Origin of the sequence: Acetobacter lambici (assembly GCF_011516885.1) — a bacterium.
In the GTDB taxonomy this organism is placed as follows: Bacteria; Pseudomonadota; Alphaproteobacteria; order Acetobacterales; family Acetobacteraceae; genus Acetobacter; species Acetobacter lambici.
The window spans coordinates 34,910-59,567 of sequence record NZ_WOTD01000008.1 but is presented as its reverse complement, the minus strand read 5'-3'; the positions used below and the strand labels follow the sequence as shown (position 1 = coordinate 59,567).

Here is a 24,658-nt window from a genome sequence, read left to right as displayed (position 1 = left end):
GATATTCTGAAATGAAAACTTATTCATTTTTCGATTATAATATGGTATATTTGTTCGTAAATAACATTGATTAACTCTCGAATGACCGTTCCCAAACAATAGAATGGCTTTCTGCAACATAAGGAGAGTGCCGGTCATGCAAGGGGGCCGTTCCCATAGTCTGTCAAAAATCACGGCATTGATCTGTATCGTGCTTGGCTTTGTTCTGGCTGGAGGAGGGGGCTGGCTGGCCGTACTGGGTGGCTCCGTTTTTTATGTTGTGTGCGGTCTGGGCCTTATGGGCACGGGTCTGCTGCTCTGGGCGCAGCGGCGCGAAGCTTTGTGGCTTTACGCGGTTGTGGCTGCGGGCACGCTGGTCTGGTCCGTGGCCGAGGCAGGGTTTGACTTCTGGGCGCTGGCTCCCCGGGGGGATGTGGTGCTGCCTCTGGGCCTGTGGCTGCTGCTACCTTTTGTTTCTGGTGCGTTAAGGCCCGTATCCTTTTGGAATCGTACACCCCTTGCTGCGGTTATTCTGGCCGGGGTGGGGCTGTATGGCTACGCGCTTACACAGGACCCGCAGGATGTAGCGGGTGTGCTGCCCCGTGCGCAGGCTGTTTATGCGGGAATGCAACTCCCCGGAGATGCCGCCGCTGTGCCCGCGCAGGACTGGCCCGCATATGGGCGCACACAGGCAGGGGATCGTTATTCCCCCCTAAACCAGATTACGACAGGGAATGTGGATAGGCTCAAAGTGGCCTGGACATTCAGAACCCACGATCTGCATGGTCCCGATGATCCGGCGGAAACCACGGATGAGGCAACACCGATCAAAATTGGCAACACGCTGTATGTGTGTTCGCCCCATCAGATCGTCTTTGCGCTGGATGCGGCAACAGGCAGGCAGATCTGGCGCTTTGACCCCAAACTGGTGGTTAATCCGACTTTCCAGCACCTGACCTGCCGTGGTGTATCTTACGCAGCGACCCCCGCGCTTGTGGCGGAGGCCGCCGCCGGGGAGCCCGCCACTGCCACGCCTACGGCTGTGCCTGCGGCATGCGCGGAACGCATCTTTTTGCCGACCAATGATGGACGGCTGGTAGCGCTGGATGCCAAAACTGGTCTGACCTGTCCGGCTTTTGGCAACAAGGGCGTTGTGGACCTGACCGATGGCATGCCCATGCGCACTTTGGGTTTTTACGAGCCAACATCGCCCCCGGTGGTCACGGGCAGGCTGGTGATTATCTCTGGCGCGGTGACGGATAACTACTCCACGCATGAGCCATCAGGCGTTACGCGGGCATATGACCTGTATAGCGGCAAACTGGTCTGGGCGTTTGATCCGGGGAACCCGGACCCTAACGAGTTGCCGTCCGAGACGCACCAGTACACACCCAATTCGCCCAACTCATGGATTGTCTCGTCCTATGACGCCAAGCTGGGTCTGATCTACATTCCCACAGGTGTGGCAACGCCAGATATCTGGGGTGGCAAGCGCACGGATATACAGGAACGCTACGCATCGGGCATTCTGGCGCTGGATGCGAACACGGGGCATAAAGTCTGGTTTTACCAGACCGTACACCATGACCTGTGGGACATGGATGTGCCAGCCCAGCCCAGCCTGATCGACTTCCGGCAGGAGGATGGCACGGTTGTGCCCGCGTTGTACGCGCCAGCCAAAACAGGCAATATTTTTGTGCTCGACCGCCGGAACGGTCAGCTTCTGGTGCCCGCTCCCGAGCAGGCTGTGCCGCAGGGTGCTGCGGTGGGTGACCATGTTTCCCCCACCCAGCCGTTTTCGCAGCTGACTTTCCGGCCCAAGAACAATCTGACGGATCGGGATATGTGGGGCGCCACCATGTTGGACCAGCTTGTGTGCCGGATCATGTTTAAAAAACTGCGTTACGAAGGGCCGTTTACCCCGCCCTCCGTGCAGGGCACGCTGGTGTTCCCTGGTAATCTGGGCATGTTTGAATGGGGCGGTCTGGCCGTGGACCCCGTGCGGCAGGTGGCGTTTGCTAACCCTATTGCCATTCCGTTTGTCTCCCGCCTTGTGCCGCGCCCGACCGAGAATCAGGTGGTGCCGCCAAACACGCATGACCCCGCCGCTGCGGGGGGGGAGAACGGGTTGCAGCCCCAGTATGGCACGCCATTCGGGGTGGAGCTTAATCCGTTCCTCTCCCCTCTTGGTATTCCCTGCAAACAGCCGGGTTGGGGGTATGTGGCTGGGGTGGATCTGAAGACCAACAGCATTATCTGGCAGCACCGCAACGGTACAACGCGGGACAGTTCCCCCCTGCCATTTGGCTTCAAGGTTGGTATTCCCTCCCTTGGCGGGCCAATTATTACAGCGGGTGGCGTGGCGTTCCTGACCTCCACAGCCGATTATTACATCCGTGCGTATGACGTAACGACCGGCAAGGTACTATGGGAGGACCGCCTGCCCGCAGGTGGCCAGTCCACCCCCATGACGTATGAGGCCAATGGCCGCCAGTATGTTGTTACGGTGGATGGGGGGCATGACTCCTTTGGTACCAAGGAGGGGGATTACATTGTGGCTTACGCCCTGCCCGAAGCCACCCATTGATAACGGGTGGGCGCTACGGGAGTAAGTCTTGCAGTTCCATGCGGGATCGGTGATCCTGCTTGGAATGTGGAAAGAACCTTATCTGGAGACATGCTGCCGCTCCGCCCTGCACAGGCTCTACCTCGCAGGGCCGGGCGGGCGCCCTGGTGGCCTGAAGGATGACCCCTGCCTTGAGCGGCTCGAACGCATGGGACTGGCAGGGCGCAATACTCAGGAACGTTTTGTGGCAACAGACGTAGGACTCGCCCGCCACACGCATGAAGTGTTGAAGCAGACGAGTGAACCCGCGTCGGTCCTTCCTCCTCATCCTTCGCGGTCATGATCCCGCAGGCACATATGGTCTGGCATACGCTGGACGGCCTTGCGCGCGAGCGGGGGTTTACCCCCTCGGCTCTTGCGCGGGCGGCAGGGTTGGATGCCACCGCCCTTAATCCTTCGCGCAGAGTGGGGCCAAGTGGGGCCATGCGCTGGCCCTCCCTGCCAACCCTATTGCGCGTGCTGGATGTTCTGCAGGTGCCACTGGCGGTTTTTGCCGGGTATGTTGGGGGGGAGGGCATAAGCCACGCGCCATTGCGTGCGGGGGCGGGCATGCTGCGTGCTCTCCCATATTCCATGCTGGAGCAGGACGGGGTGTTTGATCCGCAGGGTCTGCCCTGCGGCCCGCTGTGGGAGAGGGAAGCCTCTCCCGGCCTGTGGGGGGCTGAACCCGACGCCTACATTGTGCGGGTAGATACCGATGGCATGGAGCCGGTTGCGCGTGATGGCGGGTCGGTTGTTGTGGTGCCCTCGCTCCCCCTGCGTGTGGGGGACAGGGTTTTGATGCATGGCTCCGGGCGGGAACCCGTTATGGGCCTGATGCTGGATACGGAGGCCGGGCAGGCCATCTGCTCTTTTCGGGGGGCGGAAGTACATGCAGTTCCCACGCAGGAAGGGGTTGCGTGGCTACACAGGATTGTCATGATGACGGTGTGAGAAAAATCATTTTCAAAAGGCGGAAATAGAGTGTTTGATTTTTAAAAAGAATGTTCTGAATAATGTTGCATACTATCGTGTTTGTTACGGCGCGTTTTTGGTTGGTTTTGGATTTATTGAAGTAGATTTTTAAAATGTATCTTGTTTTCAATATATTGAACAATGGGGCGCGCGTCAGATGATGGTTGTACGGTGCATTCTTGGCCAGCATGACCTCGGGCTGGTCTGTGTGGCCGCTTTGCTGTGCTTCTGTGGTTCAGCGGTTACCGCGTCTTTGTTCCGGCATGCCCTGCGTGCCAAAAACAACCAATGGTATGCGTGGCTTTTTTTGACCGCCCTCTCCAGCGGCGTTGCAATCTGGTGCACCCATTTTGTGGCCATGCTGGGGTACGCGGGGGATACATCCGCACGGTTTGACCCATTGCTGACCAGCATATCCCTCCTGATTGCGGTGTTTGGCAGCACAATCGGGTTTATGCTGGCAACGTGTCGTTTTGCCCGTTTTCTGCCCGAGACGGGGGGCGTTATTGTCGGGCTGTCTATTGTGGCCATGCATTATACGGGCATGCTGGCCTACCGGGTGCAGGGGCATACGACATGGAATGTGCCCTGTCTTGTCATTTCGGTTCTGGCGGCGATTGTTCTGTGTGTGCTGGCCGTGCGTGCCGGGGTTCGGCCGGGGCGGCGTGCAAGTGCGTGTATGGCCGGTGTGCTAGCACTTGCCGTTCTGTCCGTTCATTTTATTGGCATGGCGGCATACCATGTTCAGGCGACGCCACTGGTTGCGGGTGCTGTGTCTGGCCCCAATGATTCTCTGGTACTGGCCTTGGCCATTGCCATTATGTCCTTCCTTATTCTTGGAGGGGGGCTGGTCAGCGGCATGATTGATGACAGTTCGCGCGCAGAGTCGGTTGAAAAGCTGCGCCGCATGGCCCTGAACGACACACTGACAGGCCTGCCCAACCGCCTGAACTTCCACCAGCGTTTTGACCTTGAACTGGACTGGGCGCGCGAGAATAAGGGCAGGCTGGCGCTTATCGGGATCGATCTGAACAGGTTTAAGGAAATTAACGACCTGCGTGGTCACAGGGCGGGGGACGAAGTTCTGCGCATTCTGGGGCGGCGGTTGCGTGGACTTTTGCAAGATAACAGTGGCGAATTTATTGCCCGCACCGGTGGGGACGAGTTTCTGGCCCTGTGCCGCGTTGCCTCGCGCGAGCAGATCAAGGGGTTTTTGCTCAGGCTGGAGGAGGTTCTGTTCAAGCCCATCCGTTTTGAAGAGTCAGAGGTTTTGCCCGGTGCCAGTCTGGGTGTTGCCATATGGCCGGATCATGCGGCGGACAAGGAAACCCTGATCAACAATGCCGATCTGGCCATGTATCGCGCCAAAGCCGACCCGGGCAGGCATCCGTGTTTTTATGAGCCCTCAATGGACGAAAAAGTGCGCACCCGGCGTAAGCTTGCCGCAGACCTGCGGCAGGCCGTCAAGGCAGGGCAACTGACCATCTGCTACCAAGTGCAAAGGGTGATCGCCACGGGGGAAATCCGGGGCTACGAGGCACTGGTGCGCTGGCAGCACCCCACGCGTGGCACCATTATGCCAGATGACTTTATTCCGTTGGCTGAAGAGAGCGACCTTATTCTGCAAATTGGGGAATGGGTGCTCCGCTCCGTATGTGCCGAGGCCGTGCAGTGGCGTCAGCCTTACAAGGTTGCGGTCAACCTGTCGGGTATGCAGTTTGTCCATACGGACATTGCGCGCATTGTGGCCAATGTGCTGGAGGAAACGGGGCTACCGCCCCAGCGGCTGGAACTGGAACTGACAGAAGCGACTATTATTGCCGATCAGGCCCGGGCCTTGCAGGTGCTCCACCAGATCAAGGACATGGGGGTCAGTCTGGCGCTGGATGATTTTGGCACGGGTTATTCCTCGCTGGACACGCTGCGCCGTTTTCCCTTTGACCGCATAAAAATCGATCGCTCCTTTTTTGGCGCAAGCCAGACCAGCGAGCACACGCAGGCGGTTGTGCGTGCCGTGCTCGCACTGGGCAAGGCGTTCGATATTCCCGTTATGGCGGAAGGGATCGAGACCACGGACCAGTTGAGCATGCTCAATGCCGCCGGGTGTGATGAGGCACAGGGGTTTTTGCTCGGTCGGCCTGCGTCGCTGGCGGATATTGTTAAAAATGGCCAGATCACCATCAATTGCGTTCTCTAGAGCGCGCGATTTTCCCCACCTGTTTGCTGGGGTGTTGGCAGGGCAATGCACCCGTGCATTAAAAAATTGCGCGAAAGTGGTGCCCGGAGCAGAGGAACAGGCTGACTTTTCTCTTTATTTACCGTAAAGGGGCAGCATGACCGACGTACCCCTTTCGCTCATCCGCAATTTTTCCATCATCGCACATATCGATCATGGAAAGTCCACTCTGGCCGACCGCCTGATTCAGGCGTGTGGAGCCCTGACTGCCCGCGAGATGACCAATCAGGTTCTTGATAATATGGATCTGGAGCGGGAGCGTGGCATTACCATTAAAGCGCAGACCGTCCGGCTTACCTATCCTGCCAAGGATGGCAAGACCTACGTCCTTAATCTCATGGACACGCCCGGACATGTTGACTTTGCCTACGAAGTCAGCCGCTCCCTGGCCGCGTGCGAAGGCTCGCTGCTGGTGGTGGACGCGTCCCAGGGGGTGGAAGCCCAGACTCTGGCCAACGTCTATCAGGCCATAGATGCCAACCACGATATTGTGCCCGTGCTCAATAAGGTGGATCTGCCCGCGGCGGAGCCCGAGCGGGTGAAGGCGCAGATTGAGGAAGTCATAGGCATTCCAGCCGATGACGCGGTTGAGATTTCGGCCAAGACCGGGCTGAACATCGAAGGTGTTCTTGAGGCCGTGGTCACCCGTCTGCCGCCGCCCAAGGGGGATGCGGAAAAACCGTTGCAGGCCATGCTGGTCGATAGCTGGTACGACCCCTATCTGGGCGTGATCGTGCTGGTGCGTATTAAGGAAGGTCGCCTTAAGCGGGGTATGAAGGTCCGCATGATGTCCTCTGGTGCAGTGCATCAGGTGGATCAGGTTGGTGTGTTCTCCCCGCGTATGACGGCGGTGGAAAGCCTTGGTCCGGGTGAGATGGGCTTTATTAACGCCGCGATCAAAACCGTGGCGGACTGCAATGTGGGTGACACGATTACCGATGACCGTCGCCCTGCCGCAACGCCGTTGCCCGGCTTTAAGCCCTCCATCCCGGTCGTGTGGTGTGGTCTTTACCCCATTGTCTCGGATGATTTTGAAAAGCTGCGCGACAGCCTTGCCAAGCTGCGCCTGAATGATGCGTCTTTCCATTACGAGGCAGAAACATCGGCAGCCCTTGGCTTTGGGTTCCGCTGCGGCTTCCTTGGTCTGCTGCATCTGGAAATCATTCAGGAACGTCTCTCCCGCGAGTTCGATCTGGACCTGATCGCAACGGCACCGTCCGTTGTGTACAAAGTCTATCGCACCAATGGGGAGATGGAAGAACTCCATAATCCGGCCGACATGCCCGATGGCTCTCTGATTGAAAAAATCGAGGAACCATGGATCAAGGCCAACATTATGGTGCCGGACGAATATCTGGGCGCGGTGCTGACCCTGTGCACGGAGCGGCGCGGTATTCAGGTGGACCTGACTTATGTGGGCAACCGGGCCATGGCCGTCTACCGCCTCCCACTGAACGAGGTGGTGTTCGACTTCTACGACCGGCTCAAGTCGCTCACACGCGGTTACGCAAGCTTTGATTACCAGATGGATGGGTATGAGGAGAGTGACCTTGTGCGTATCTCCATTCTGGTCAATCAGGAGCCGGTGGATGCGCTGTGTTTTATTGCGCACCGCTCCGCAGCCGAAACACGGGGGCGCTCCATCTGCGCGCGTCTGAAAGACCTGATCCCTCGCCAGTTGTTCAAGATTGCCATTCAGGCCGCTATTGGCAGCCGTGTTATCGCGCGTGAGACTATTGGTGCCCTGTCGAAGGATGTGACGGCCAAATGTTATGGTGGTGACATCTCACGTAAGCGCAAACTGCTGGAAAAGCAGAAAGAGGGCAAAAAGCGCATGCGCCAGTTTGGTAAGGTGGAAATTCCACAAAGCGCCTTCCTTGCTGCGCTCAAGATGGAACACTAGGTATTCAACACCGGCTTCTGCCTGAACGTGGCCGGAAAAACCCCCGGTCTGGCAATGCTGGTGTAACCGGGGCCGATACTGTTTTTTACCCGGCCTGTCCGGGGTGGAGAATGCAGCGGGTTTATGAACAGCACAACGCCCCTTACCGTTGGTGATCACCCGCACGCCAGTTTTCCCGAAGGGGTGGAACTGGACTGCGGGGTAACACTGGCGCCTGTTGATATTGCGTATTGTACGTATGGTCAGCTCTCGCCCCAAAAAGACAATGCCATTCTGATCTGCCACGCCTTTACGGGTGACCAGTATGTGGCGGAAAAACACCCGCTTACAGGCAAACCGGGTTGGTGGGAGCGTATGGTCGGCCCGGGCAAGCCGATTGATACCAACCGTTTTTTTGTGATCTGCTCCAACGTTCTGGGCGGTTGCATGGGCAGCACCGGGCCGCGCTCCCCACGGACCGATGGGCAGGGCGCGCCGGGCGAGTTATGGGGCACCGCATTCCCCCCCATTACCATCCGCGATATGGTCCGTGCCCAGCACAAGCTGGTGCACAGTCTGGGTATTGAGCGCCTGTTTGCTGTGGTGGGTGGCTCCATGGGGGGCATGCAGGTGCTCGAATGGGCCGTGACCTACCCGCAGATGATGCTTGCGGTCATGCCCATTGCTACGGCTCCCTTCCACTCTGCCCAGAACATTGCGTTTAACGAGGTCGGGCGTCAGGCCATTATAGCCGACCCGGACTGGCGTGGCGGACGATACTGGGAGGCCGATGTTGTGCCCGCGCGCGGGCTGGCCGTTGCCCGTATGATGGCGCATATTACCTACCTGTCGGAGGAGGCGCTGACCCGCAAATTCGGGCGGCGCATGCGCCGTGGACCTGCGAGCGGGCAGGGGCCGGAAGGCCCGGTTTCCACCTTTGGCGATATTTTTGAGGTGGAATCCTACCTGCGCTATCAGGGGTCCAGTTTTGTCCGGCGGTTTGATGCCAACTCCTATCTGAGTATCACACGGGCTATGGACTGGTTCGATATTGCCGCCGACCATGATGGCGAGCTGACGCCAGCCTTTGCTGGCACGGCGGTGCGGTTCTGTGTTGTGTCTTTTTCCTCGGACTGGCTCTTCCCCACATCGGCGGCGCGCACCCTGGCACGCGCACTTAACAGAGCTGCGGCCAACGTCTCGTTCGTTGAAATTGAAACAGATAAGGGGCATGACGCCTTTTTGCTGGACGAACCGGATTTTGACCGGACGGTGCGTGGCTTTTTGTGTGGTGTTGCCGAACATGCGGGATTGTCCTGATGCGTCTTGACCAACGCCTGATCGCGGACATGATCGAACCCCGCACCCGTGTGCTCGATATTGGGAGTGGGGATGGCACACTGATCGGCCATTTATACCGCGAGCGTGGGTGCGATGCCCGCGGTATTGAACTGAACATGGAACTGGTAACCCGCTCCGTAGCCCACGGTCTGCCCGTTGTGCATGGGGATGCGGACCACGATCTGGCCTATTACCCCGATCATTCGTTTGATTACGTTGTGCTCCAGCGGACCTTGCAGGCGGTTGAACGCCCAAGGGAGGTTTTGCGGCAGATGTTACGGATAGGTCGGTACGCCATCGTCTCGTTTCCGAATTTCGGGCATTGGCAACTCCGGTTGCGGCTCCTGCTGGGCGGGTGCATGCCCATGACCGCCGTATGGCATACACCTTGGTATGAGACGCCGAATATTCACCCCTGCACGATTCGGGATTTTCTCGAACTTTGTCGCAAGGATGGATATATCGTGGAAAAATGGCTGGCAGTGGATGAAGACGGCGAGCGTGCTCCATGGCGGCGCTCCATAAGATTGGCCAATCTGTTTGGGGAGCAGGCCCTGTTTTTGTTGCGCAGGCGCTAGGGTGGTGCCCGGTAACAGGTGTTGCGCAAATGTCTGGATTTATGGGCGATTATTAACGGCGGACTAAAAAATAAGTTAGAATTCAAGCCGTTTTCAAGCGCTCTGGATTGCGTGTTGCATGGAGCGCATGTGCAAAAATATATTAAAAATACTAGTTATATGATAAAAAACCTGTATATATCGGGTGTCTGATGATCGTGATTTGCAGATGTTGTAACAGTTCTGCGGGCTGCTTATTTTCGGACCAATATGGTACGGAACCCTTGCGGGGCGCTCAGACTGCTTTTATATAATTCTTCCAAGACAGTATGCGCGGGATGCATGATTCCGAAAATTTCTTATTCTGTCTGTAATGTAATAAAATTCATGCTGACCTGTCCGTCCGGTCTGGCTTAGAGACGGTTCTGCTCTGTCATCAATTTTGGTTTGGTAGTGCGTGACTGAAAATAAGGTGGATGTGACTCGTTTTCAGGTGCATGGAGAGGTTGCCCCTAAATGACTACTTTTTCGGATCTGAAACTAGCTGCACCCCTGTTGCAGGCGCTGACGGATCAAGGGTACGAAATACCTACTCCCATTCAGGCGGGTTCCATTCCGCATCTGCTCGAAGGGCGTGATCTGTTAGGTCTTGCGCAGACAGGAACAGGCAAGACCGCATCTTTTGCGCTGCCGATCTTGCAACATCTGCATAACAACCCCAAGGCTACGGCTCCCAAGCAGCCACGCGCTCTGGTGCTGGCTCCCACGCGTGAACTGGTCGCCCAGATCAGTGACAGCTTCAAAGCTTATGCGAAGTACATGAAGTTTTCACAGGCCGTTGTGTTCGGTGGTGTGGGGCAGGGCAGGCAGGTCGAGGCCATGCGCCGCGGCGTGGATGTGCTTGTGGCCGCGCCAGGCCGCCTGCTGGACCTGATCGGTCAGGGTTATATTGACCTTTCCGGGCTGGAAATCCTTGTGCTCGACGAAGCCGACCGTATGCTTGATATGGGGTTTGTGCGCGATATCCGCCGGATTATGAGCTTTGTTCCCGCGCAGCGGCAGACCCTGCTGTTCTCGGCTACAATGCCCAAAAGCATTGAGGACCTTGCCGCATCCTTGCTGAACAACCCTGCTCGGGTGGAAGTTGCTCCACCTTCAAGCACGGTTGACCGCATTCAGCAGGCCATCATGTTCGTGAATGGCACCAGCGACAAGCGCGATGCGCTGCTGACGATGGTGGAATCTGACAAGGTTGCTCGCGCCGTGGTGTTCACGCTGATGAAGCATGAAGCCAATAAGGTTGCCGAGTTCCTTAACAAGAACAGCGTTACAGCCGAGGCCATTCACGGCAACAAGTCTCAGGGTGCGCGTGAGCGGGCCATGAAGGGCTTTCGTGCCGGTTCGGTCAAGGTTCTGGTGGCAACTGATATTGCTGCCCGTGGGATTGACGTGGATGAAGTCAGCCACGTGTTCAACTACGATCTGCCAAATGTGCCAGAAAGCTATGTGCACCGTATTGGCCGTACCGCTCGTGCCGGGCGTGATGGCTGGGCCGTTTCCTTCTGCGATGCGGAACAGCGCGCATGGCTGAAAGATATTGAAAAAACAATCGGGAAGTCCATTCCCGTTGTGCGCGATCATCCGTGGCATTCGGAAGAAGCCGAGTTCTCCACGCAGCGCCCGCCTGTTCTGGGTGGTGGCGGTGGTGGCGGCCGTGGCCGTGGTGGTCCGCCGCGTAATGGTGGTGGCGGCGGCGGCGGCCGTGGTGGTCCGCCACGTCGCTCTGGTGGGCGCCCGGGTTCTTCGCACAGGTCTGGTGCTCACGCCTGATCGGGCCATAAGTTACAAAAAGGGTTGCTACGGAAACGTAGCGACCCTTTTTTATGGTGTTTTTTGTTGCGGTATTTTCAGGGTAACAGAAACGGGGCAGTGGTCGCTGAGTGTTCTGCCTGTGTCTTGTGGAATGGTCATAACCCGTAGCGAGCCCGGTTCTTCCCACTGGATAGCGGATCCGCCGAGTAGAATATGATCAATAAACGCACTGCCGTTCAGGCATGGATTGGCATAACCTGCGGTTACAAGGTCAAGTGGTGCTATCTGATTAAGGGCTATGAACAGTGGGTCCGTGCGCGTCATGCGGCGGTTAAAATCCCCTATAATGGCAAAGGATTCTCCGTTATTGACCCTTTGGGTCAGCCATTCCTGCAAAGCGCGAAACTGCTGGAACAGAATGGGGCAGGCATGGTGTTTTTCGGATAAAGGGTTATCCCAGCAGCCAGTTTTGAAATGAACAACCAGAATCCGTAAGTCCGCTCCCCCCGTAAGGATGGTCACATCCAACCCACTGCGTAAGCGATGCTGTGTTACTGCCGGGGCTGAGTGCCAGAGCGGCTACATCCGGGTTGCGCCGTATGCGCAGCCCCTGCCGCACGGCAAGGGCTGTATGCTGTGCAATATCATCGCCAGACAAAAAAAGCTGATAGTCCTGCGCGTTAAACAGGCGTGCAAGGGTTGTTGTATCGCCCACTTCCTGCAAGCCGATCAGGTCGGGGTGCAGGCGTTGGGCATATGTGGCTAAGGCGGCAAAATCGGGCGCTGTTCTGTGGGGAATATCAGGTGGTAACTGGGGAGCGTTCTGTGTCTGGGGAGCCAGAAGCCAGTCCATATTCCATGTGCTGATTTTTAGTGTCTGCACTGGTGCTGCAAAGCTGGCGCTGGCCCAAAAAAAACCGGCGCCCACCAAAGCCATAAAGCCAAGGTGCAGCGCCGGTGTGCAGAAGCCAGACGTGTTATGCAGTTTCCTGCTCGGTCTGTTCTTGCAGTTTTTGAATAACACCACTGATCGGAACACTCGTGCGGGTTTGTTCATCCAGCACCGAAATTTCACCAGTGCCAATGTCGTAGAACCAACCTTGCAGGAAGAGTGTGTTCCGCGCCAGACCGGCAGCCACGGCAGGGTGGGTGCGTAGGTGGGCAAGCTGGAGCAGCACGTTCTGTTCAGCAAGGCAGCGTACGGTGGCTGGCCCTGCATCATCCGAGCGCAGTGTGTTTACTGTTGCTGCCCGTGCGGCTTCGGCATTGCGCAACCAGCTCTGGACCGTGGGCATTTTATCCAGCCCGTTTTTTTCGGGCTCGAGCAATGCTTTCATGGCGCCGCAGTCGGAGTGGCCGCATACAATAATGGAGGACACACCAAGCCCGAGCACTGCATATTCAATGGCGGAGGAAACACCTCCCAGCATTTCCCCATAGGCGGGAACCAGATTGCCAATGTTACGCAGAATAAACAGATCTCCCGGTTCGGTCTGGGTGATCAGGTTGGGGTTGATGCGGCTATCGGCGCAGGCAATGAACAGCGCGCCGGGAGCCTGCCCTTTGGCCAGACTGGCAAACAGGGCTTCCTTCGCGGGGAAAATTTCGGTGTTGAAGTGTTCAACACCACGCAGCAGAGAAAGCAGTTTGCTTCTGGCTTCGGAACATGTTGGCATCAGTTAACTCCAGAAAACCTTGACGTTTGGCCTTTGGCAGGCACTTGGCCCGGAATGGGGTGGTGTCAGACCAAACGTGTGAGGAACAGATACGTTCTAGGGCATAGAGCAAAATTCTGTTTTGTAATATTTCGCTCAGCTTAGCGGATCGTCCTCGGGTTCACTCATCTGGTCGGCCGGATGGCGGACTGGTGCAAGATTGTTGGCGCGCGGACGGTTGGGTTCTGTCTGGCGGCGGGTAAAGTTGGCGCCAAGGGACGCCAGTTCCAGGAACTGGTCGGCCTGCCTGCGCAGGTCATCGCCAATAAGCGGCGGGGAGGAGCGCATGGAGGAGACAACAGATACGCGCGTACCCTGCCTTTGCACGGCTTCCACCACCCGGCGGAAGTCAGAATCCCCGCTGAACAGAATGGCGTGGTCTATGTGTGGGGCCATTTCCATCATGTCCACCGCGATTTCGATGTCCATATTGCCTTTTACGCGGCGTTTGCCGGTCGAATCCGTAAATTCGCGCGCAGGCTTGGTCACCAGAAAATAACCGTTATAGGACAGCCAGTCAGTCAGTGGCTTAAGGGGGGAGTAATCCTCCGTGTCCAGAATGGCGGCGTAATAGTATGCGCGGATCACATGCGTTTTGGCTGCAAAAAATTCGAGCAGTTTTTTGTAATCAACGTCAAAGCCTAGGCTGCGGGACGTTGAATACAGGCTTGATCCATCAATGAAAAGACAGGTTTTTTCATCTTTTTTCAGGTTCATGAGCGTAGTCCTCTAAATAAATTTAAAGTTGTTTCTTTTGGGTTTTGATTATGTGGAAATGAAATTTTTATCATGCGGTTCGTAATAAGAGCCCCTCTGGCTGTTTGTTTGCAGGGTGCTCTTATAAAAGAGACCCCAATTGTGTTCAAAACAAGATATCCACTCAGGCATGAGGCGTTACATGGCGGAAGAGCAAAATCATACCAGATCGGTCCTGATAGCAATAGGTGCAAATCTTCCTCTGGGGGAGCAATCCGCACTGAAAAGTTGTGAGCAGGCCGTGCGCGCCCTGCGCGACGTGCCGGATCTGACCATACAGGCCGTCTCCCGCTGGTATGAAAGTGCGCCTGTGCCGCCATCGGGGCAGCCTTCTTACGTGAATGGGGTTGTGCGGGGTGTAACGAGTCTGCCTCCTCTGGTATTGCTGGATCATCTTCAGAGCATAGAAACGCATCAGGGCCGCGTGCGTTCCGTGCCCAACGCTGCGCGCACGCTTGATCTGGATATTATCGACATGGGCGCTCTGTGCCAGAATGAGGAGTGGCTGGTTCTGCCTCATCCGCGTGCGCATGAACGCGCTTTTGTGCTATATCCCCTAGCCGACGTGTGGCCCGACTGGGTGCACCCGCTCACGCACCAGCCCGTGGAGCAGTTGCTCAAAGCCGTGCAGGGGCAGGAAATCAGGGTGATCGGGTAATAAACCTTTCCTGCCGGGGGTGGATGCGGTAATATGTCCTTTCTGTCTTTTTTATCTTATTTCTGTGCTGAACTGTCTGGAGGCTCTTCGTAATGGCCCGCGTCACCGTCGAAGACTGCGTTGAAAAGGTTCCAAACCGCTTTGAACTGGTGGTGTACGCCGCGCAGCGCGCCCGCAACATCTCCCGTGGCGAGGAGCTGACCATTGACCGCGACAATGACAAGAATCCTGTCGTTGCCCTGCGTGAAATTGCGGATGAAACCGTGCAACTGCCCGCTCTGCGGAACGATCTGATCCGTTCTCAGGCCCGTGAGCCCGAGCCCGAGCCCGTGGAAGAAGAAGTGCAGGATCTGGTGCCGACCGAGCAGAATATTTTCGGTCTGCAGGAAGTTTCCGCTGAAGAAGAAGCCGCGGATGACGTGCGCGCCATCGAGGCGGCTCTGACCGGTCGCGCACGGCGGTAAAGAGCGCGTGGACCAACCGGGCGGCGATATTCCCGTTCACACTCCTTCCCCCATGCGGGAAGGGGGTGCCCCGGTTGAGGCGTCTGTTACGCCCGTTTCCTCCGCTGATCGTGTGGGGGAGATCGGCTGTGAGCGGCTGGTTGCCAAGGTGCTCAGTTATGCACCGCAGGCGGATGTCAATTCCATCCGTCGGGCGTTTGATGTGGCCAATAGGGCGCATCAGACCCAGATGCGTGATAATGGCGACCCCTACATAACCCACCCTTTGGCCGTCGCCATGATTCTGGCGCGCTTCAGGCTGGATGTGCAGTCCATCTGCACGGCCCTGCTCCATGATACGATTGAAGATACCGGTGTTACATATGACACCCTGAAAACCGATTTTGGCCCGGTTGTGGCTGATCTGGTGGATGGGGTCACCAAGCTGACACGGCTGGAACTCCAGTCCGATCGTACCAAACAGGCCGAAAATTTTCGTAAGCTTGTGCTGGCCATGTCCAAGGACATCCGTGTCCTTCTGGTCAAGCTGGCCGACCGTCTGCATAACATGCGTACCCTCCATTTTGTGGAGCGGCAGGATCGCAGGCATCGCATTGCGCGGGAAACGCTCGATATTTACGCGCCTCTTGCCGAGCGTATTGGTATGGACCGGGTCAAGACCGAGCTCCAGAACCTTTCCTTCGCGCAGCTTGAACCCGAAGCTGACACCACCATCCGCACACGCCTGAACTATCTGCGCGGGCAGGGGGCGGATGTTATTGAGGACGTGCGGCGCGAATTGCTGCGCCTGTGCCATGAGGCAGGGCTGAAAGACGCTCAGGTCTCGGGGCGGGAAAAATCGCCTTATTCCATCTGGGAAAAAATGCAGCGCCGGAACGTGGCGTTCGAACAGTTATCCGACATCATGGCTTTCCGCATGATCGTGGATACGCGGGAGGACTGCTACATGGCGCTGGGGGCCGTGCATGCGGCCTATCCCATGATCGCCGGACGGTTCAAGGACTATATCTCTACCCCCAAAGCCAACGGTTATCAGAGCCTGCATACGGGCGTAACCCTGCGCTCACCGCGTAACCAGAAGATCGAGGTACAGATCCGTACGCAGGCCATGCATGATGTGGCCGAAAACGGTGTTGCCGCGCACTGGGTTTACAAGGAAGGTGGCACCAGTTCCAATCCAGAAGAAGGCGGTTATGGCGGTGTACGTCGGCCGCGCTGGGTGCAGGACCTGCTGGAAATTCTGGAAGCCTCATCCGCGCCGGATGAGTTTTTGGAAAACACCAAGCTTGAGCTTTATCAGGATCAGGTTTTCTGCTTCTCGCCCAAAGGCCAGCTTATCTCGCTCCCCCGTGGGGCCACGCCGGTGGATTTTGCCTATGCGGTGCATAGTCAGATCGGGGATACCTGCGTTGGCGCCAAGGTAAACGGTCGCCTGATGCCGTTGCGCCACGAGCTGGAAAATGGCGATCAGGTCGAGATCATGACCGCCCGTGGTGGCGCGCCTTCACCCTCGTGGGAGCGGTTTGTCGTTACGGGCAAGGCGCGTGCGCGTATCCGCCGTTATGTGGCGCAGCAGCAGCGTCAGGTCTCGCTGGATAATGGACGGGCCGCTCTGGCCAAGGCCTTCCGGCAGGAAGGGGTTGATGGCTCCGAAAAAATTATGGAGACCACCCTCAAGGCGCTCAAGCAGAGTTCCTTGCAGGACCTGTATGTAGCCGTTGGCACCAGTAATCTGAATGCGCGTGATGTGGTGCATGCGGCCTACCCCGAATTGCGGCGTGTGCAACGTGTGCCGCGCATGCTGGCGGGTCTGCCCGGAGTGCTGGGGACCGCGGGGCCACGGCCAAGGGGAGCATCCACCATGCGCCGCCCCTCTGGGGGCGCTGTGCCGCTGGTCGGGCTTGGTGCTGGTGTTGCCGTACATTACGCAGCGTGCTGCCACCCCTTGCCGGGGGACCGCATTGTGGGGGTGGTGGCAACCGGCAAAGGTGTGACCGTACATACACGCAATTGCCAGACGCTGGAAAGCTTTGCCGCAACGCCCGAACGTTTTTTGGATGTGGACTGGGATTATGACGCCATGGCCCGGACAGGGGGCATGGGGCAGATGCGGGTTGGCCGTATTACCATTGTGGCGGAAAACGAAGGCTCGGTTCTGGCGGCCATTACCAATACGATTTCCAAATGTGATGCGGCCATGGTCAACCTCAAGATCGTGCATCGCCAGCTCGACTTTACGGAAATTCTGCTGGATGTGGAGGTGCGCGACCTGCGCCACCTATCCTCCGTTATTGCCGGGTTGCGCGCGGTCTCCGGTATTACGCAGGCGGATCGGGCCAAGTCATGACCCTGCTGGCAACAGGTGTGGACCTGTGCGACATGCGGCGGATTGAACGGGTTATGGAACGGTTTGGCGATCGTTTTCTTGACCGTGTGTTCACACCGTACGAGCGGGCCAAGGCGGAGCGCCGCGTTGGGGCAGCCAGAATAGGCACCTACGCCAAACGCTGGGCAGCCAAGGAGGCCTGCGCAAAAGCGCTGGGTACAGGTTTTGCCCAAGGGGTTGCGCAAAGTCAGATCGGGGTGGAAAACCTTGCATCGGGCCAGCCTGTGCTGGTGCTGACGGGGGCTGCCGCACAAAAGCTGGCCGAGCTTGTGCCTGCGGGCCATAAGCCAGAACTGATGCTGAGCATGACCGATGAGCCCCCTTATGCGTTTGCACAGGTGTTTATCTCGGTCAGTGCGGGTTGACATCACACCAAGCGCACGGCTTGATCCAGCGGATTTTACTTTTCTGGCATGATTATGGGAGCAGATGGGGCAGCGCATGAGTAAACCGGAGACTTCTCCAACTGGAGCGCAGCACGCTGTTACCGTCAGGCACGCTGTGGTGGAATACGTACGAACAATTCTGACGGTGGTGATCGTCGTTGTTTTTGTGCGCACCTTTCTGTTTGAATCCTTTGTGATCCCATCAGGTTCCATGATCCCGACCCTACAGGTGGGGGATTACATATGGGTGTCCAAATACAGCTATGGGTACTCGCGCTTTTCCCTGCCGTTCTCGCCAGATCTGTTCAATGGGCGGGTCTGGGGCGGCCAGCCGCACCGGGGCGATGTGGCCGTTTTCCGTTTTACCAAGGACACGTCCATAGACTACATCAAACGGGTTATTGGCCTGCCGGGGGACCATATTCAGGTTATTGGCGGGCAACTGTACCTCAATGGCACACGGGTTCCGTGCACGCAGCCGCACCCTTATGTGGCGCAGGACGAAACACGCATGCCCATGGAGGGGGAAACCTGCACCGAGGAACTGCCCCTGCGTGATGACAGGGGGACGGTCAACCACGCCATTCTCAAGCTGACCAATGACGGCCCGCAGAATGACACCCCCGAATATGTGGTGCCGCCGGGCTACTTTTTTGCCATGGGTGACAACCGTGATGACAGCGCGGACAGTCGTTTTATGGGCGATGGTCCCAAGGACCTCGGTTTTGTGCCCATGGAAAACCTTGTGGGCAGGGCGCAGCGCATTTTCTTCTCTGTCGAGGCGGCTCATCCCATATGGCAGGTCTGGTACTGGCCGACCGAAATCCGCTGGGCCCGTCTGCTTAAGGGCGTGATGTAATGAACGCAGGCCATCCCACGCCGCAATATCTGGCGTCCATGGCGTTGCAGGAGCGTTTGGACTACCGGTTTGCCAACCCGGCCCTGTTGCAGGAAGCGCTGACCCATCGTTCGGCCGCGCATCAGAAGGCGGGCGGGCGCAGACGTAACAAGACCAAGGGCGCAGGCTCCAACGAACGGCTGGAGTTTATTGGCGACCGTGTGCTGGGCCTGCTTATGGCGGAGTTGCTGCTGGAGCGGTATCCGGGGGAGCAGGAGGGGGCTTTGGGGTCGCGGCTTGCGCATCTCGTTTCACGTGCAACGCTGGCGGATATTGCGGAGCAACTGGGTATGGCGGAGGCTCTGTCTGTGGCCGAGCATGAGGCCCGCGCGGGTGTGCAGACCGCAGCCAACGTCGTGGCCGATGGGCTGGAAGCCGTGCTTGGCGCGGTTTTTCTGGATGGTGGACTGGCCCCGGCCCGCAAGATTGTGCGGGCATGCTGGAAGCGGATACTCGATGCACAGGCACTCCCCCCCAAGGACCCCAAAACGGCCTTGCAGGAATGGGTGCTGGGGCGCGGGCAGGGGCTACCGGTTTACGAAACAATAGGGGCTGATGGCCCATCTCACGCACCACTGTTTGTGGTGCGGGTGAGTGCGGGCGGTCATTCAGCGGAAGGATGCGCAGGGAGCAAGCGGGCAGCGGAAAGTTCTGCCGCGGCAACCCTGCTGGAAAAACTTGGAGGCAGCCATCAGGGCTGAAGCAATAGGCATGACACAAACAACACGTTGTGGCTTTGCTGCGCTGGTGGGTGCACCAAACGCAGGCAAGTCAACACTTCTTAACCGTATGGCGGGTGCCAAACTCTCCATTGTCTCCCCCAAGGCGCAGACAACGCGCTTTCGGGTTCTGGGCATTCTCATGCGCGGAACCAGTCAGATTCTGCTGGTGGATACGCCGGGAATTTTCAAACCGCGCCGCAAACTCGACCGCGCCATGGTCGCAGCCGCCTGGAATGGTTCGGATGATGCCGACATTACCCTTTTATTGGTGGATGCCCGTTCGGGCCTGACCGAAGCGGTGCAGGAGATTATAACCCGTCTGGCGCAGACCGGCCGCACCACATGGCTGGTGCTGAACAAGACGGATCTTGTGCCCGCATCGGCCCTGCTGCCGCTGACGGCCGCTATTACCGAAAAGCTGCCTGTCGAACATGTATTTATGGTTAGTGCACGCACGGGTGGCGGGGTAGAGGATCTGCTGGACAAACTGGCAGCCAGCCTGCCCGAAGGTCCTTACCTATATCCAGAGGACGACCTGACCGACCTGCCGGACCGCCTGCTGGCGGCCGAACTGGTGCGCGAGCAGATTTTTATGCAGACGCATGAGGAAGTGCCGTATGGCACCACGGCCGAGACAGAGAGCTTTCAGGAACGTCCCGATGGCTCGGTGCGGATCGAGGTCACCATTTACGTCGGGCGTACCGGCCACAAAGCCATTCTTATCGGGAATGGCGGGCAGAAGATCAAAATGATTGGCGAGCGTGCGCGTAAGCAGCTTGCCAGCCTGCTGGAGCGCCCGTGCCACCTGTTTTTGAACGTCAAGGAACGTTCGGGTTGGGATGAAGAACGGGCCCGCCTGCGCGCCATCGGGCTGGATGACGTGCCATAAAGCGTGGCTTGGCGCTTGTGGCCATGCGCCTTGGAGGATAAGAGAGAGCGATCTTACACGCTGCGCGCCTGCGTGGCGGAGGTCTGCTTTTTTCGGACTTTTGCATGATTGAGGGCCTATGACTGCTTCTGTCGCTGAAACGCCAAGGCGTAAACGTGTATTGCTCAAGGTGTCTGGTGAAGCCCTGATGGGCGAGGGTGCCTTTGGGGTGGAACAGAAGACGGTTGAGCGGATTGCCAAGGATGTTGCCGAGGTCGTTCGCGGCGGTACGGAAGTGTGCCTTGTTGTGGGCGGCGGTAACATTTTTCGTGGAGTGGCGGCTGCCGCCAAAGGCATGGACCGCGCACAGGGTGACTATGCCGGAATGCTGGCAACAGTGATCAACGCGCTGCTGCTCCAGAATGCGCTTGAACGTGAACTGATAACAACGCGGGTTATGTCCGCTATCCATATGTCGTCCGTGGCAGAGCCGTATATCCGGCGCCGGGCGGTGCGGCATATGGAAAAAGGCCGGGTGGTTATTTTTGCCGCCGGTACCGGCAACCCCTTCTTTACCACGGATACGGCTGCTGCCCTGCGGGCCGCGGAAATGGAATGCGACATCCTGCTCAAAGGTACGCAGGTCGATGGTGTCTATTCGGCCGACCCCAAGCAGGACGCCAGCGCCACCCGTTATGATGAGCTGACATACATGACGGTTCTGTCCAACCAGTTGAACGTCATGGACGCAGCCGCCATCAGCCTTGCGCGTGAGAACAAGCTGCCGATTATCGTGTTCAATATTGGCGAGGAAGGCTCTTTTGGTCGCGTTATGCGCGGCGAGGGTGCTTTTACGCGCATTATTGAAGCGGCCTGAACACCATGCAACCCGCTGCCCGTTAAGGCAGCACGCGGAATGAACTAGGTCGGAGGCATGACGACACATCGCCTCCGCGACAAAACGGGAGAAACCGCCGTGTCTGACTTGAATGATCTGCTTGATGACATCAAGCGCCGTATGGATAGCGCACTGGAAAGCCTGCGCCGCGATTTTTCGGGCTTGCGCTCCGGGCGCGCGAGTCCGGCGCTGCTCGAACCCGTGCGCGTGGAAGCCTATGGCGGCGAAGTGCCGCTGACGCAGGTTGCCTCCATTGCTGTGCCAGAAGCGCGTATGATCACCGTGCAGGTCTGGGACCGTGTTCTGGCCAGTGCGGTGGAACGCGCCATCCGTGATGCGGGTCTGGGGCTGAATCCCGCAGGCGAAGGCCAGACCATTCGTGTACCCATTCCGCAGTTGACCGAAGAACGGCGTAACGAGCTGGCAAAAGCTGCCGCACGTTATGCGGAAGGGGCCAAGATTGCAGTGCGCGGCGTGCGCCGGGATGGCATGGACAAGGCCAAAGGCTTTGAAAAGAAAGGGGATATCAGTCAGGATGACGTTAAGACATGGTCTGACGCCATTCAGAAAACAACTGATCAGTATGTCAAAAAAGTTGATGACATGCTTGCCGAAAAAGAGAAGGAAATCAAGCAGGTCTGACGGCCTGCCAGGGTGGGGTGCCTTGTATTCCCGCTAAACTGAAACGGTGGATTTTTTCCTGCTATGTCTTCCTTGCCAGCCGACAGAAAAGCGGTCGTTCCTTCGCATGTTGCCATTATCATGGACGGTAACGGGCGCTGGGCGTGTGAGCGGGGACTGCCCCGTCTGGCAGGGCACCGTGCCGGGGCGGATGCTGTGGCGCGGTGTATCAAGGCAGCTATTCAGCGCGGTGTGCCCTACCTGACGCTTTATGCCTTTTCATCCGAAAACTGGTCGCGTGGTCCCAAGGAAGTATCGGATCTGACAGGCCTTTTGCGCTATTATCTGCGGCATAAGGTCAAGGAACTGCATAGCGAGGGCGTATGCCTTCGGTTTATTGGCGATCTGAGCCGGTTTGACACATCCATGCGTGAGGAACTGGCCCGTGCCGAGGCCATGACCCGCAATAATGGCCGTCTGGTCCTTCTGCTCGCTCTGTCCTATGGCGGACGGGGGGATATTATGCAGGCGGTGCGGCGTGTTGCGCAGGAAGTGCGCGATGGCTGGCTAACTCCCGACCAGATTGATGAAAGTCTGTTTGCCAACCATCTGTGGACCGCAGGCGTGCCTGACCCGGATGTGGTGGTGCGCACAAGTGGGGAATATAGGCTTTCCAATTTCCTGCTCTGGCAGAGTGCATATGCCGAACTTGTTTTTCTGGATGTGTTCTGGCCTGATTTTAATGAAGGACATTTTGCAACGGTGCTGGATCTTTATGCCCGCAGAGAGCGGCGATTTGGTGCCCGACCGGCGGCATCGGCATGAGTGCTGCGGGGCAATCTTCCGCATGGCGTGACCTGAGGCCGCGTGTTCTGTCCGCCATGGTTATGGTGGTTGTGGCCGGGGGCTGCATTGGCTTGGGCGGTATGGCCTTTACGCTGATGGTGCTTCTGGCCATGGGCGGTATGGCGGCCGAGGCTGCCGGGCTCTTCAGGCTCCCGGTGCGGAGCTGGCGGGGTGGGCGTTATGTGCTCTGGGCGGTATGCGCCGGGCTGTCTGCTGCCAGTGGGCATTGGGGTTACTTCATTCTGTTCTGTATAAGCGCGTGCGTGTTTGGTGCGTCGCTCTGCGCGGTCATGAGCGTGATCATTATGGCTGGCACAGCCCTGCTGTGGCTGAGGCAGGAGAGCATCTGGCCTGTTCTGTTCGTTGTTGCCGTAGTGGTTGCGAGCGATACATCAGCCTACGTGGCAGGGCGTCTGATTGGTGGGCCAAAGCTTGCGCCGCGGATCTCGCCGGGCAAAACCCGCTCCGGTGCCGCGGGGGGCTTTGTGGGCGCGGTGCTTATGGGGGGGGCTATGGCCCTTCTGTCCGGGTTGGGTGGTGCTGGCATGGCGCTGGTCTGGGGTGGTGTGCTGGGTGTGTCCGCCCAGATTGGTGATCTGGCCGAAAGCGCGATGAAGCGGGCGCTGGGTGTTAAGGATTCTGGCACGCTCCTGCCCGGCCACGGCGGTTTGCTTGATCGGTTTGATGGTCTGGTTATTGCCGCGCCGGTAGCGGCCGCCATTTCTCTCGCAGTGCCCGGTGCGCCGTTCTGGAGTGCTGGTCTGCACGACCTTGTTCATAGTCTTGTTGCTGGAATGCCGGGTTAGTCCAGTTGTTGCCTTCTGGCCTGTGTGGTCGGGGGGTATGTTATTTTTCGGGTGTGGAAAGACAAAGCATGAGAACCGTAACCGTTCTGGGGACTACCGGCAGCATTGGCTGCTCCACCGTGGATCTGCTTGAGCAGGCGCGTGACCAGTTTCGGGTACGCGCGCTTGTGGGGGGCAAAAATGCCGCCAAGCTGGCCGAACAGGCCCGGAGCCTGAATGCGGAACTGGCTGTTCTGGCGGATGAGGGCGCATATGCCGAACTCAAGGAGCTTCTGGCCGGTAGCGGTGTGGAAGTGGCCTGTGGCCGCAAGGCGGTCATAGAGGCAGCCGGCCTGCCCGCCGACTGGACCATGGCGGCCATTACCGGCGCCGCTGGTCTGGAGCCCACCCTTGCCGCCGTTAAGAACGGCAACAGCATAGCTCTGGCTAACAAGGAGGCGCTGGTCTGCGCAGGGGATGTTATGCTCCGCGCGGTGCAGGATGCAGGGGCCACATTGCTGCCGGTCGATTCCGAGCATAATGCCGTCTTTCAGTCCATGGCGGACCGGCAGGCCGATCAGGTTGAAAAAATAATTCTTACCGCGTCAGGCGGTCCTTTCCGCAACGCATCGCTGGATGTCATGCGGGCGGCCACACCCGCGCAGGCGCTCAAACATCCGACATGGAGCATGGGCGCTAAAATCAGCATCGATTCCGCCACCATGTTTAACAAGGGGCTGGAAGTTATCGAAGCCGCCCGTATCTTTGGCCTGACCGAAGATCGGATTGACGTGCTGGTCCACCCCCAGTCCGTAGTGCATGGCATGGTGCAGTATACAGATGGCAGCCTGATCGCTCAGATGGGTTCGGCCGATATGCGTATTCCCATTGCGCATACACTGGCATGGCCGCGGCGTATGGCCACAACCTCCAGCCGTCTGGACCTTGCGGCATTTGGCACGCTGGAGTTTATTGCCCCGGACGAGGTTCGCTTTCCCGCCCTGCGTCTGGCGCGGCAGGCCCTGCGGGCTGGCAAGGCCGTTCCGGCTATTCTGTCTGCCGCCAACGAGATTGCGGTTGAGGCGTTCCTTAAAGAGCAGATTGGTTTTCTGGACATTGCACGCGTGGTTGAGGAAACCATGGGCGAACTCGGCGCGCCCCCGGCTGACACGCTGGACGCCGTGCTACATTGGGATGCACAGGCCCGGCGCGTTGCAACGCAGTTGATTTCCGCCGTGGTTGCTTGAGAAAACCGGCTTCAGTCCCGA

Annotated in this window: 24 protein-coding genes; 21 read left to right on the top strand and 3 right to left on the bottom strand. The window is 58.0% G+C overall.

The genetic code is table 11. The annotated features are described in order from the left end of the window. Window positions 1-136: 136 nt before the first annotated feature. The 9 genes from GOB86_RS06100 (at window position 137) to GOB86_RS06060 (ending at window position 11,834) form a co-directional block, all read left to right on the top strand. On the top strand, window positions 137-2,566 hold the full coding sequence (locus GOB86_RS06100) for a glucose/quinate/shikimate family membrane-bound PQQ-dependent dehydrogenase (protein ID WP_165991476.1): 2,430 nt from the start codon (window positions 137-139) through the stop codon (window positions 2,564-2,566). Window positions 2,567-2,630: 64 nt separating this feature from the next. Beyond that, window positions 2,631-2,888, top strand: a complete 258-nt coding sequence (locus tag GOB86_RS06095) for a hypothetical protein (protein WP_165991516.1) — start codon at window positions 2,631-2,633, stop codon at window positions 2,886-2,888. A 14-nt stretch (window positions 2,889-2,902) separates the two neighbouring features. Further along, complete coding sequence (locus GOB86_RS06090) at window positions 2,903-3,538, top strand: helix-turn-helix transcriptional regulator (RefSeq protein ID WP_165991475.1); 636 nt, start codon at window positions 2,903-2,905, stop codon at window positions 3,536-3,538. Between the two features lie 178 nt (window positions 3,539-3,716). Next, entirely contained in the window at window positions 3,717-5,756 is a 2,040-nt protein-coding gene (locus GOB86_RS06085; protein ID WP_165991474.1) for a putative bifunctional diguanylate cyclase/phosphodiesterase, read from the top strand. A gap of 136 nt (window positions 5,757-5,892) precedes the next feature. Beyond that, window positions 5,893-7,698 carry a translation elongation factor 4 gene (gene lepA / locus GOB86_RS06080; RefSeq protein ID WP_165991473.1) on the top strand — a complete coding sequence of 602 codons (1,806 nt, stop codon included), beginning with the start codon at window positions 5,893-5,895 and terminating at the stop codon, window positions 7,696-7,698. Window positions 7,699-7,821: 123 nt separating this feature from the next. Further along, window positions 7,822-8,997, top strand: coding sequence for a homoserine O-acetyltransferase MetX (metX, locus tag GOB86_RS06075; protein ID WP_165991472.1), 1,176 nt, complete (start codon window positions 7,822-7,824; stop codon window positions 8,995-8,997). Continuing rightward, window positions 8,997-9,596 carry a methionine biosynthesis protein MetW gene (gene metW / locus GOB86_RS06070; protein WP_165991471.1) on the top strand — a complete coding sequence of 200 codons (600 nt, stop codon included), beginning with the start codon at window positions 8,997-8,999 and terminating at the stop codon, window positions 9,594-9,596. The genes metX and metW overlap by 1 nt, the downstream gene beginning before the upstream one ends. A gap of 495 nt (window positions 9,597-10,091) precedes the next feature. Next, a complete protein-coding gene (locus tag GOB86_RS06065) occupies window positions 10,092-11,405 on the top strand; it encodes a DEAD/DEAH box helicase (RefSeq protein WP_165991470.1) in 1,314 nt (437 codons plus the stop codon). 195 nt (window positions 11,406-11,600) lie between these two features. Beyond that, window positions 11,601-11,834, top strand: coding sequence for a hypothetical protein (locus GOB86_RS06060; RefSeq protein WP_165991469.1), 234 nt, complete (start codon window positions 11,601-11,603; stop codon window positions 11,832-11,834). A 4-nt stretch (window positions 11,835-11,838) separates the two neighbouring features. On the opposite strand, the gene GOB86_RS06055 is transcribed toward GOB86_RS06060, so the two are convergent. The 3 genes from GOB86_RS06055 to GOB86_RS06045 all read right to left on the bottom strand — a co-directional run bounded on the left by GOB86_RS06055 (window position 11,839) and on the right by GOB86_RS06045 (window position 13,819). Beyond that, complete coding sequence (locus GOB86_RS06055; protein ID WP_165991468.1) at window positions 11,839-12,324, bottom strand: exonuclease/endonuclease/phosphatase family protein; 486 nt, start codon at window positions 12,322-12,324, stop codon at window positions 11,839-11,841. Window positions 12,325-12,364: 40 nt separating this feature from the next. Next, entirely contained in the window at window positions 12,365-13,063 is a 699-nt protein-coding gene (locus GOB86_RS06050; RefSeq protein WP_165991467.1) for a carbonic anhydrase, read from the bottom strand. Window positions 13,064-13,198: 135 nt separating this feature from the next. Further along, window positions 13,199-13,819: a LabA-like NYN domain-containing protein gene (locus tag GOB86_RS06045; RefSeq protein ID WP_165991466.1), complete on the bottom strand. Its 621-nt coding sequence runs from the start codon at window positions 13,817-13,819 to the stop codon at window positions 13,199-13,201. Between the two features lie 181 nt (window positions 13,820-14,000). On the opposite strand from GOB86_RS06045, the gene folK reads away from it, so the two are divergent. The 12 genes from folK (at window position 14,001) to dxr (ending at window position 24,637) form a co-directional block, all read left to right on the top strand. Beyond that, complete coding sequence (gene folK, locus GOB86_RS06040) at window positions 14,001-14,516, top strand: 2-amino-4-hydroxy-6-hydroxymethyldihydropteridine diphosphokinase (protein WP_165991465.1); 516 nt, start codon at window positions 14,001-14,003, stop codon at window positions 14,514-14,516. Window positions 14,517-14,608: 92 nt separating this feature from the next. After that, on the top strand, window positions 14,609-14,980 hold the full coding sequence (gene rpoZ, locus GOB86_RS06035; RefSeq protein WP_059023327.1) for a DNA-directed RNA polymerase subunit omega: 372 nt from the start codon (window positions 14,609-14,611) through the stop codon (window positions 14,978-14,980). Between the two features lie 7 nt (window positions 14,981-14,987). Next, window positions 14,988-17,327 (top strand): RelA/SpoT family protein, encoded by a 2,340-nt coding sequence (locus tag GOB86_RS06030; RefSeq protein ID WP_408737328.1) that lies wholly within the window; start codon window positions 14,988-14,990, stop codon window positions 17,325-17,327. Further along, on the top strand, window positions 17,324-17,731 hold the full coding sequence (gene acpS / locus GOB86_RS06025) for a holo-ACP synthase (RefSeq protein WP_165991464.1): 408 nt from the start codon (window positions 17,324-17,326) through the stop codon (window positions 17,729-17,731). The genes GOB86_RS06030 and acpS overlap by 4 nt, the downstream gene beginning before the upstream one ends. A 76-nt stretch (window positions 17,732-17,807) precedes the next feature. After that, window positions 17,808-18,611 (top strand): signal peptidase I, encoded by an 804-nt coding sequence (gene lepB / locus GOB86_RS06020; protein WP_165991463.1) that lies wholly within the window; start codon window positions 17,808-17,810, stop codon window positions 18,609-18,611. Further along, window positions 18,611-19,351, top strand: a complete 741-nt coding sequence (rnc, locus tag GOB86_RS06015; RefSeq protein ID WP_408737327.1) for a ribonuclease III — start codon at window positions 18,611-18,613, stop codon at window positions 19,349-19,351. The genes lepB and rnc overlap by 1 nt, the downstream gene beginning before the upstream one ends. A gap of 10 nt (window positions 19,352-19,361) precedes the next feature. Next, window positions 19,362-20,261, top strand: a complete 900-nt coding sequence (gene era / locus GOB86_RS06010; protein WP_165991462.1) for a GTPase Era — start codon at window positions 19,362-19,364, stop codon at window positions 20,259-20,261. 118 nt (window positions 20,262-20,379) lie between these two features. Continuing rightward, complete coding sequence (gene pyrH / locus GOB86_RS06005; protein ID WP_165991461.1) at window positions 20,380-21,117, top strand: UMP kinase; 738 nt, start codon at window positions 20,380-20,382, stop codon at window positions 21,115-21,117. Window positions 21,118-21,174: 57 nt separating this feature from the next. Continuing rightward, window positions 21,175-21,780: a ribosome recycling factor gene (frr, locus tag GOB86_RS06000; protein ID WP_165991460.1), complete on the top strand. Its 606-nt coding sequence runs from the start codon at window positions 21,175-21,177 to the stop codon at window positions 21,778-21,780. A gap of 63 nt (window positions 21,781-21,843) precedes the next feature. Further along, window positions 21,844-22,584 (top strand): polyprenyl diphosphate synthase, encoded by a 741-nt coding sequence (gene uppS, locus GOB86_RS05995; protein WP_165991459.1) that lies wholly within the window; start codon window positions 21,844-21,846, stop codon window positions 22,582-22,584. Then, the gene (locus GOB86_RS05990; protein ID WP_165991458.1) at window positions 22,581-23,411 is read left to right on the top strand and encodes a phosphatidate cytidylyltransferase; all 831 of its coding nucleotides are present in this window, start codon (window positions 22,581-22,583) and stop codon (window positions 23,409-23,411) included. Before uppS ends, GOB86_RS05990 begins: the two co-directional genes overlap by 4 nt. A gap of 68 nt (window positions 23,412-23,479) precedes the next feature. Continuing rightward, a complete protein-coding gene (gene dxr, locus GOB86_RS05985; protein ID WP_165991457.1) occupies window positions 23,480-24,637 on the top strand; it encodes a 1-deoxy-D-xylulose-5-phosphate reductoisomerase in 1,158 nt (385 codons plus the stop codon). The last annotated feature ends 21 nt before the right edge of the window (window positions 24,638-24,658 follow it).

Bases quoted from the DNA above. Each gene is read 5' to 3' on its own strand.
- rnc (WP_408737327.1), top strand. From the start codon at position 18,611: ATGAACGCAGGCCATCCCACGCCGCAATATCTGGCGTCCATGGCGTTG.
- era (WP_165991462.1), top strand. From the start codon at position 19,362: ATGACACAAACAACACGTTGTGGCTTTGCTGCGCTGGTGGGTGCACCA.
- GOB86_RS06045 (WP_165991466.1), bottom strand. From the start codon at position 13,819: ATGAACCTGAAAAAAGATGAAAAAACCTGTCTTTTCATTGATGGATCA.
- GOB86_RS06085 (WP_165991474.1), top strand. From the start codon at position 3,717: ATGATGGTTGTACGGTGCATTCTTGGCCAGCATGACCTCGGGCTGGTC.
- folK (WP_165991465.1), top strand. From the start codon at position 14,001: ATGGCGGAAGAGCAAAATCATACCAGATCGGTCCTGATAGCAATAGGT.
- metW (WP_165991471.1), top strand. From the start codon at position 8,997: ATGCGTCTTGACCAACGCCTGATCGCGGACATGATCGAACCCCGCACC.
- acpS (WP_165991464.1), top strand. From the start codon at position 17,324: ATGACCCTGCTGGCAACAGGTGTGGACCTGTGCGACATGCGGCGGATT.
- frr (WP_165991460.1), top strand. From the start codon at position 21,175: ATGACGACACATCGCCTCCGCGACAAAACGGGAGAAACCGCCGTGTCT.
- GOB86_RS05990 (WP_165991458.1), top strand. From the start codon at position 22,581: ATGAGTGCTGCGGGGCAATCTTCCGCATGGCGTGACCTGAGGCCGCGT.
- GOB86_RS06060 (WP_165991469.1), top strand. From the start codon at position 11,601: ATGATCAATAAACGCACTGCCGTTCAGGCATGGATTGGCATAACCTGC.
- metX (WP_165991472.1), top strand. From the start codon at position 7,822: ATGAACAGCACAACGCCCCTTACCGTTGGTGATCACCCGCACGCCAGT.
- pyrH (WP_165991461.1), top strand. From the start codon at position 20,380: ATGACTGCTTCTGTCGCTGAAACGCCAAGGCGTAAACGTGTATTGCTC.
- GOB86_RS06050 (WP_165991467.1), bottom strand. From the start codon at position 13,063: ATGCCAACATGTTCCGAAGCCAGAAGCAAACTGCTTTCTCTGCTGCGT.
- GOB86_RS06100 (WP_165991476.1), top strand. From the start codon at position 137: ATGCAAGGGGGCCGTTCCCATAGTCTGTCAAAAATCACGGCATTGATC.
- uppS (WP_165991459.1), top strand. From the start codon at position 21,844: ATGTCTTCCTTGCCAGCCGACAGAAAAGCGGTCGTTCCTTCGCATGTT.
- lepB (WP_165991463.1), top strand. From the start codon at position 17,808: ATGAGTAAACCGGAGACTTCTCCAACTGGAGCGCAGCACGCTGTTACC.
- GOB86_RS06090 (WP_165991475.1), top strand. From the start codon at position 2,903: ATGGTCTGGCATACGCTGGACGGCCTTGCGCGCGAGCGGGGGTTTACC.
- GOB86_RS06055 (WP_165991468.1), bottom strand. From the start codon at position 12,324: ATGGCTTTGGTGGGCGCCGGTTTTTTTTGGGCCAGCGCCAGCTTTGCA.
- GOB86_RS06065 (WP_165991470.1), top strand. From the start codon at position 10,092: ATGACTACTTTTTCGGATCTGAAACTAGCTGCACCCCTGTTGCAGGCG.
- GOB86_RS06095 (WP_165991516.1), top strand. From the start codon at position 2,631: ATGTGGAAAGAACCTTATCTGGAGACATGCTGCCGCTCCGCCCTGCAC.
- lepA (WP_165991473.1), top strand. From the start codon at position 5,893: ATGACCGACGTACCCCTTTCGCTCATCCGCAATTTTTCCATCATCGCA.
- rpoZ (WP_059023327.1), top strand. From the start codon at position 14,609: ATGGCCCGCGTCACCGTCGAAGACTGCGTTGAAAAGGTTCCAAACCGC.
- dxr (WP_165991457.1), top strand. From the start codon at position 23,480: ATGAGAACCGTAACCGTTCTGGGGACTACCGGCAGCATTGGCTGCTCC.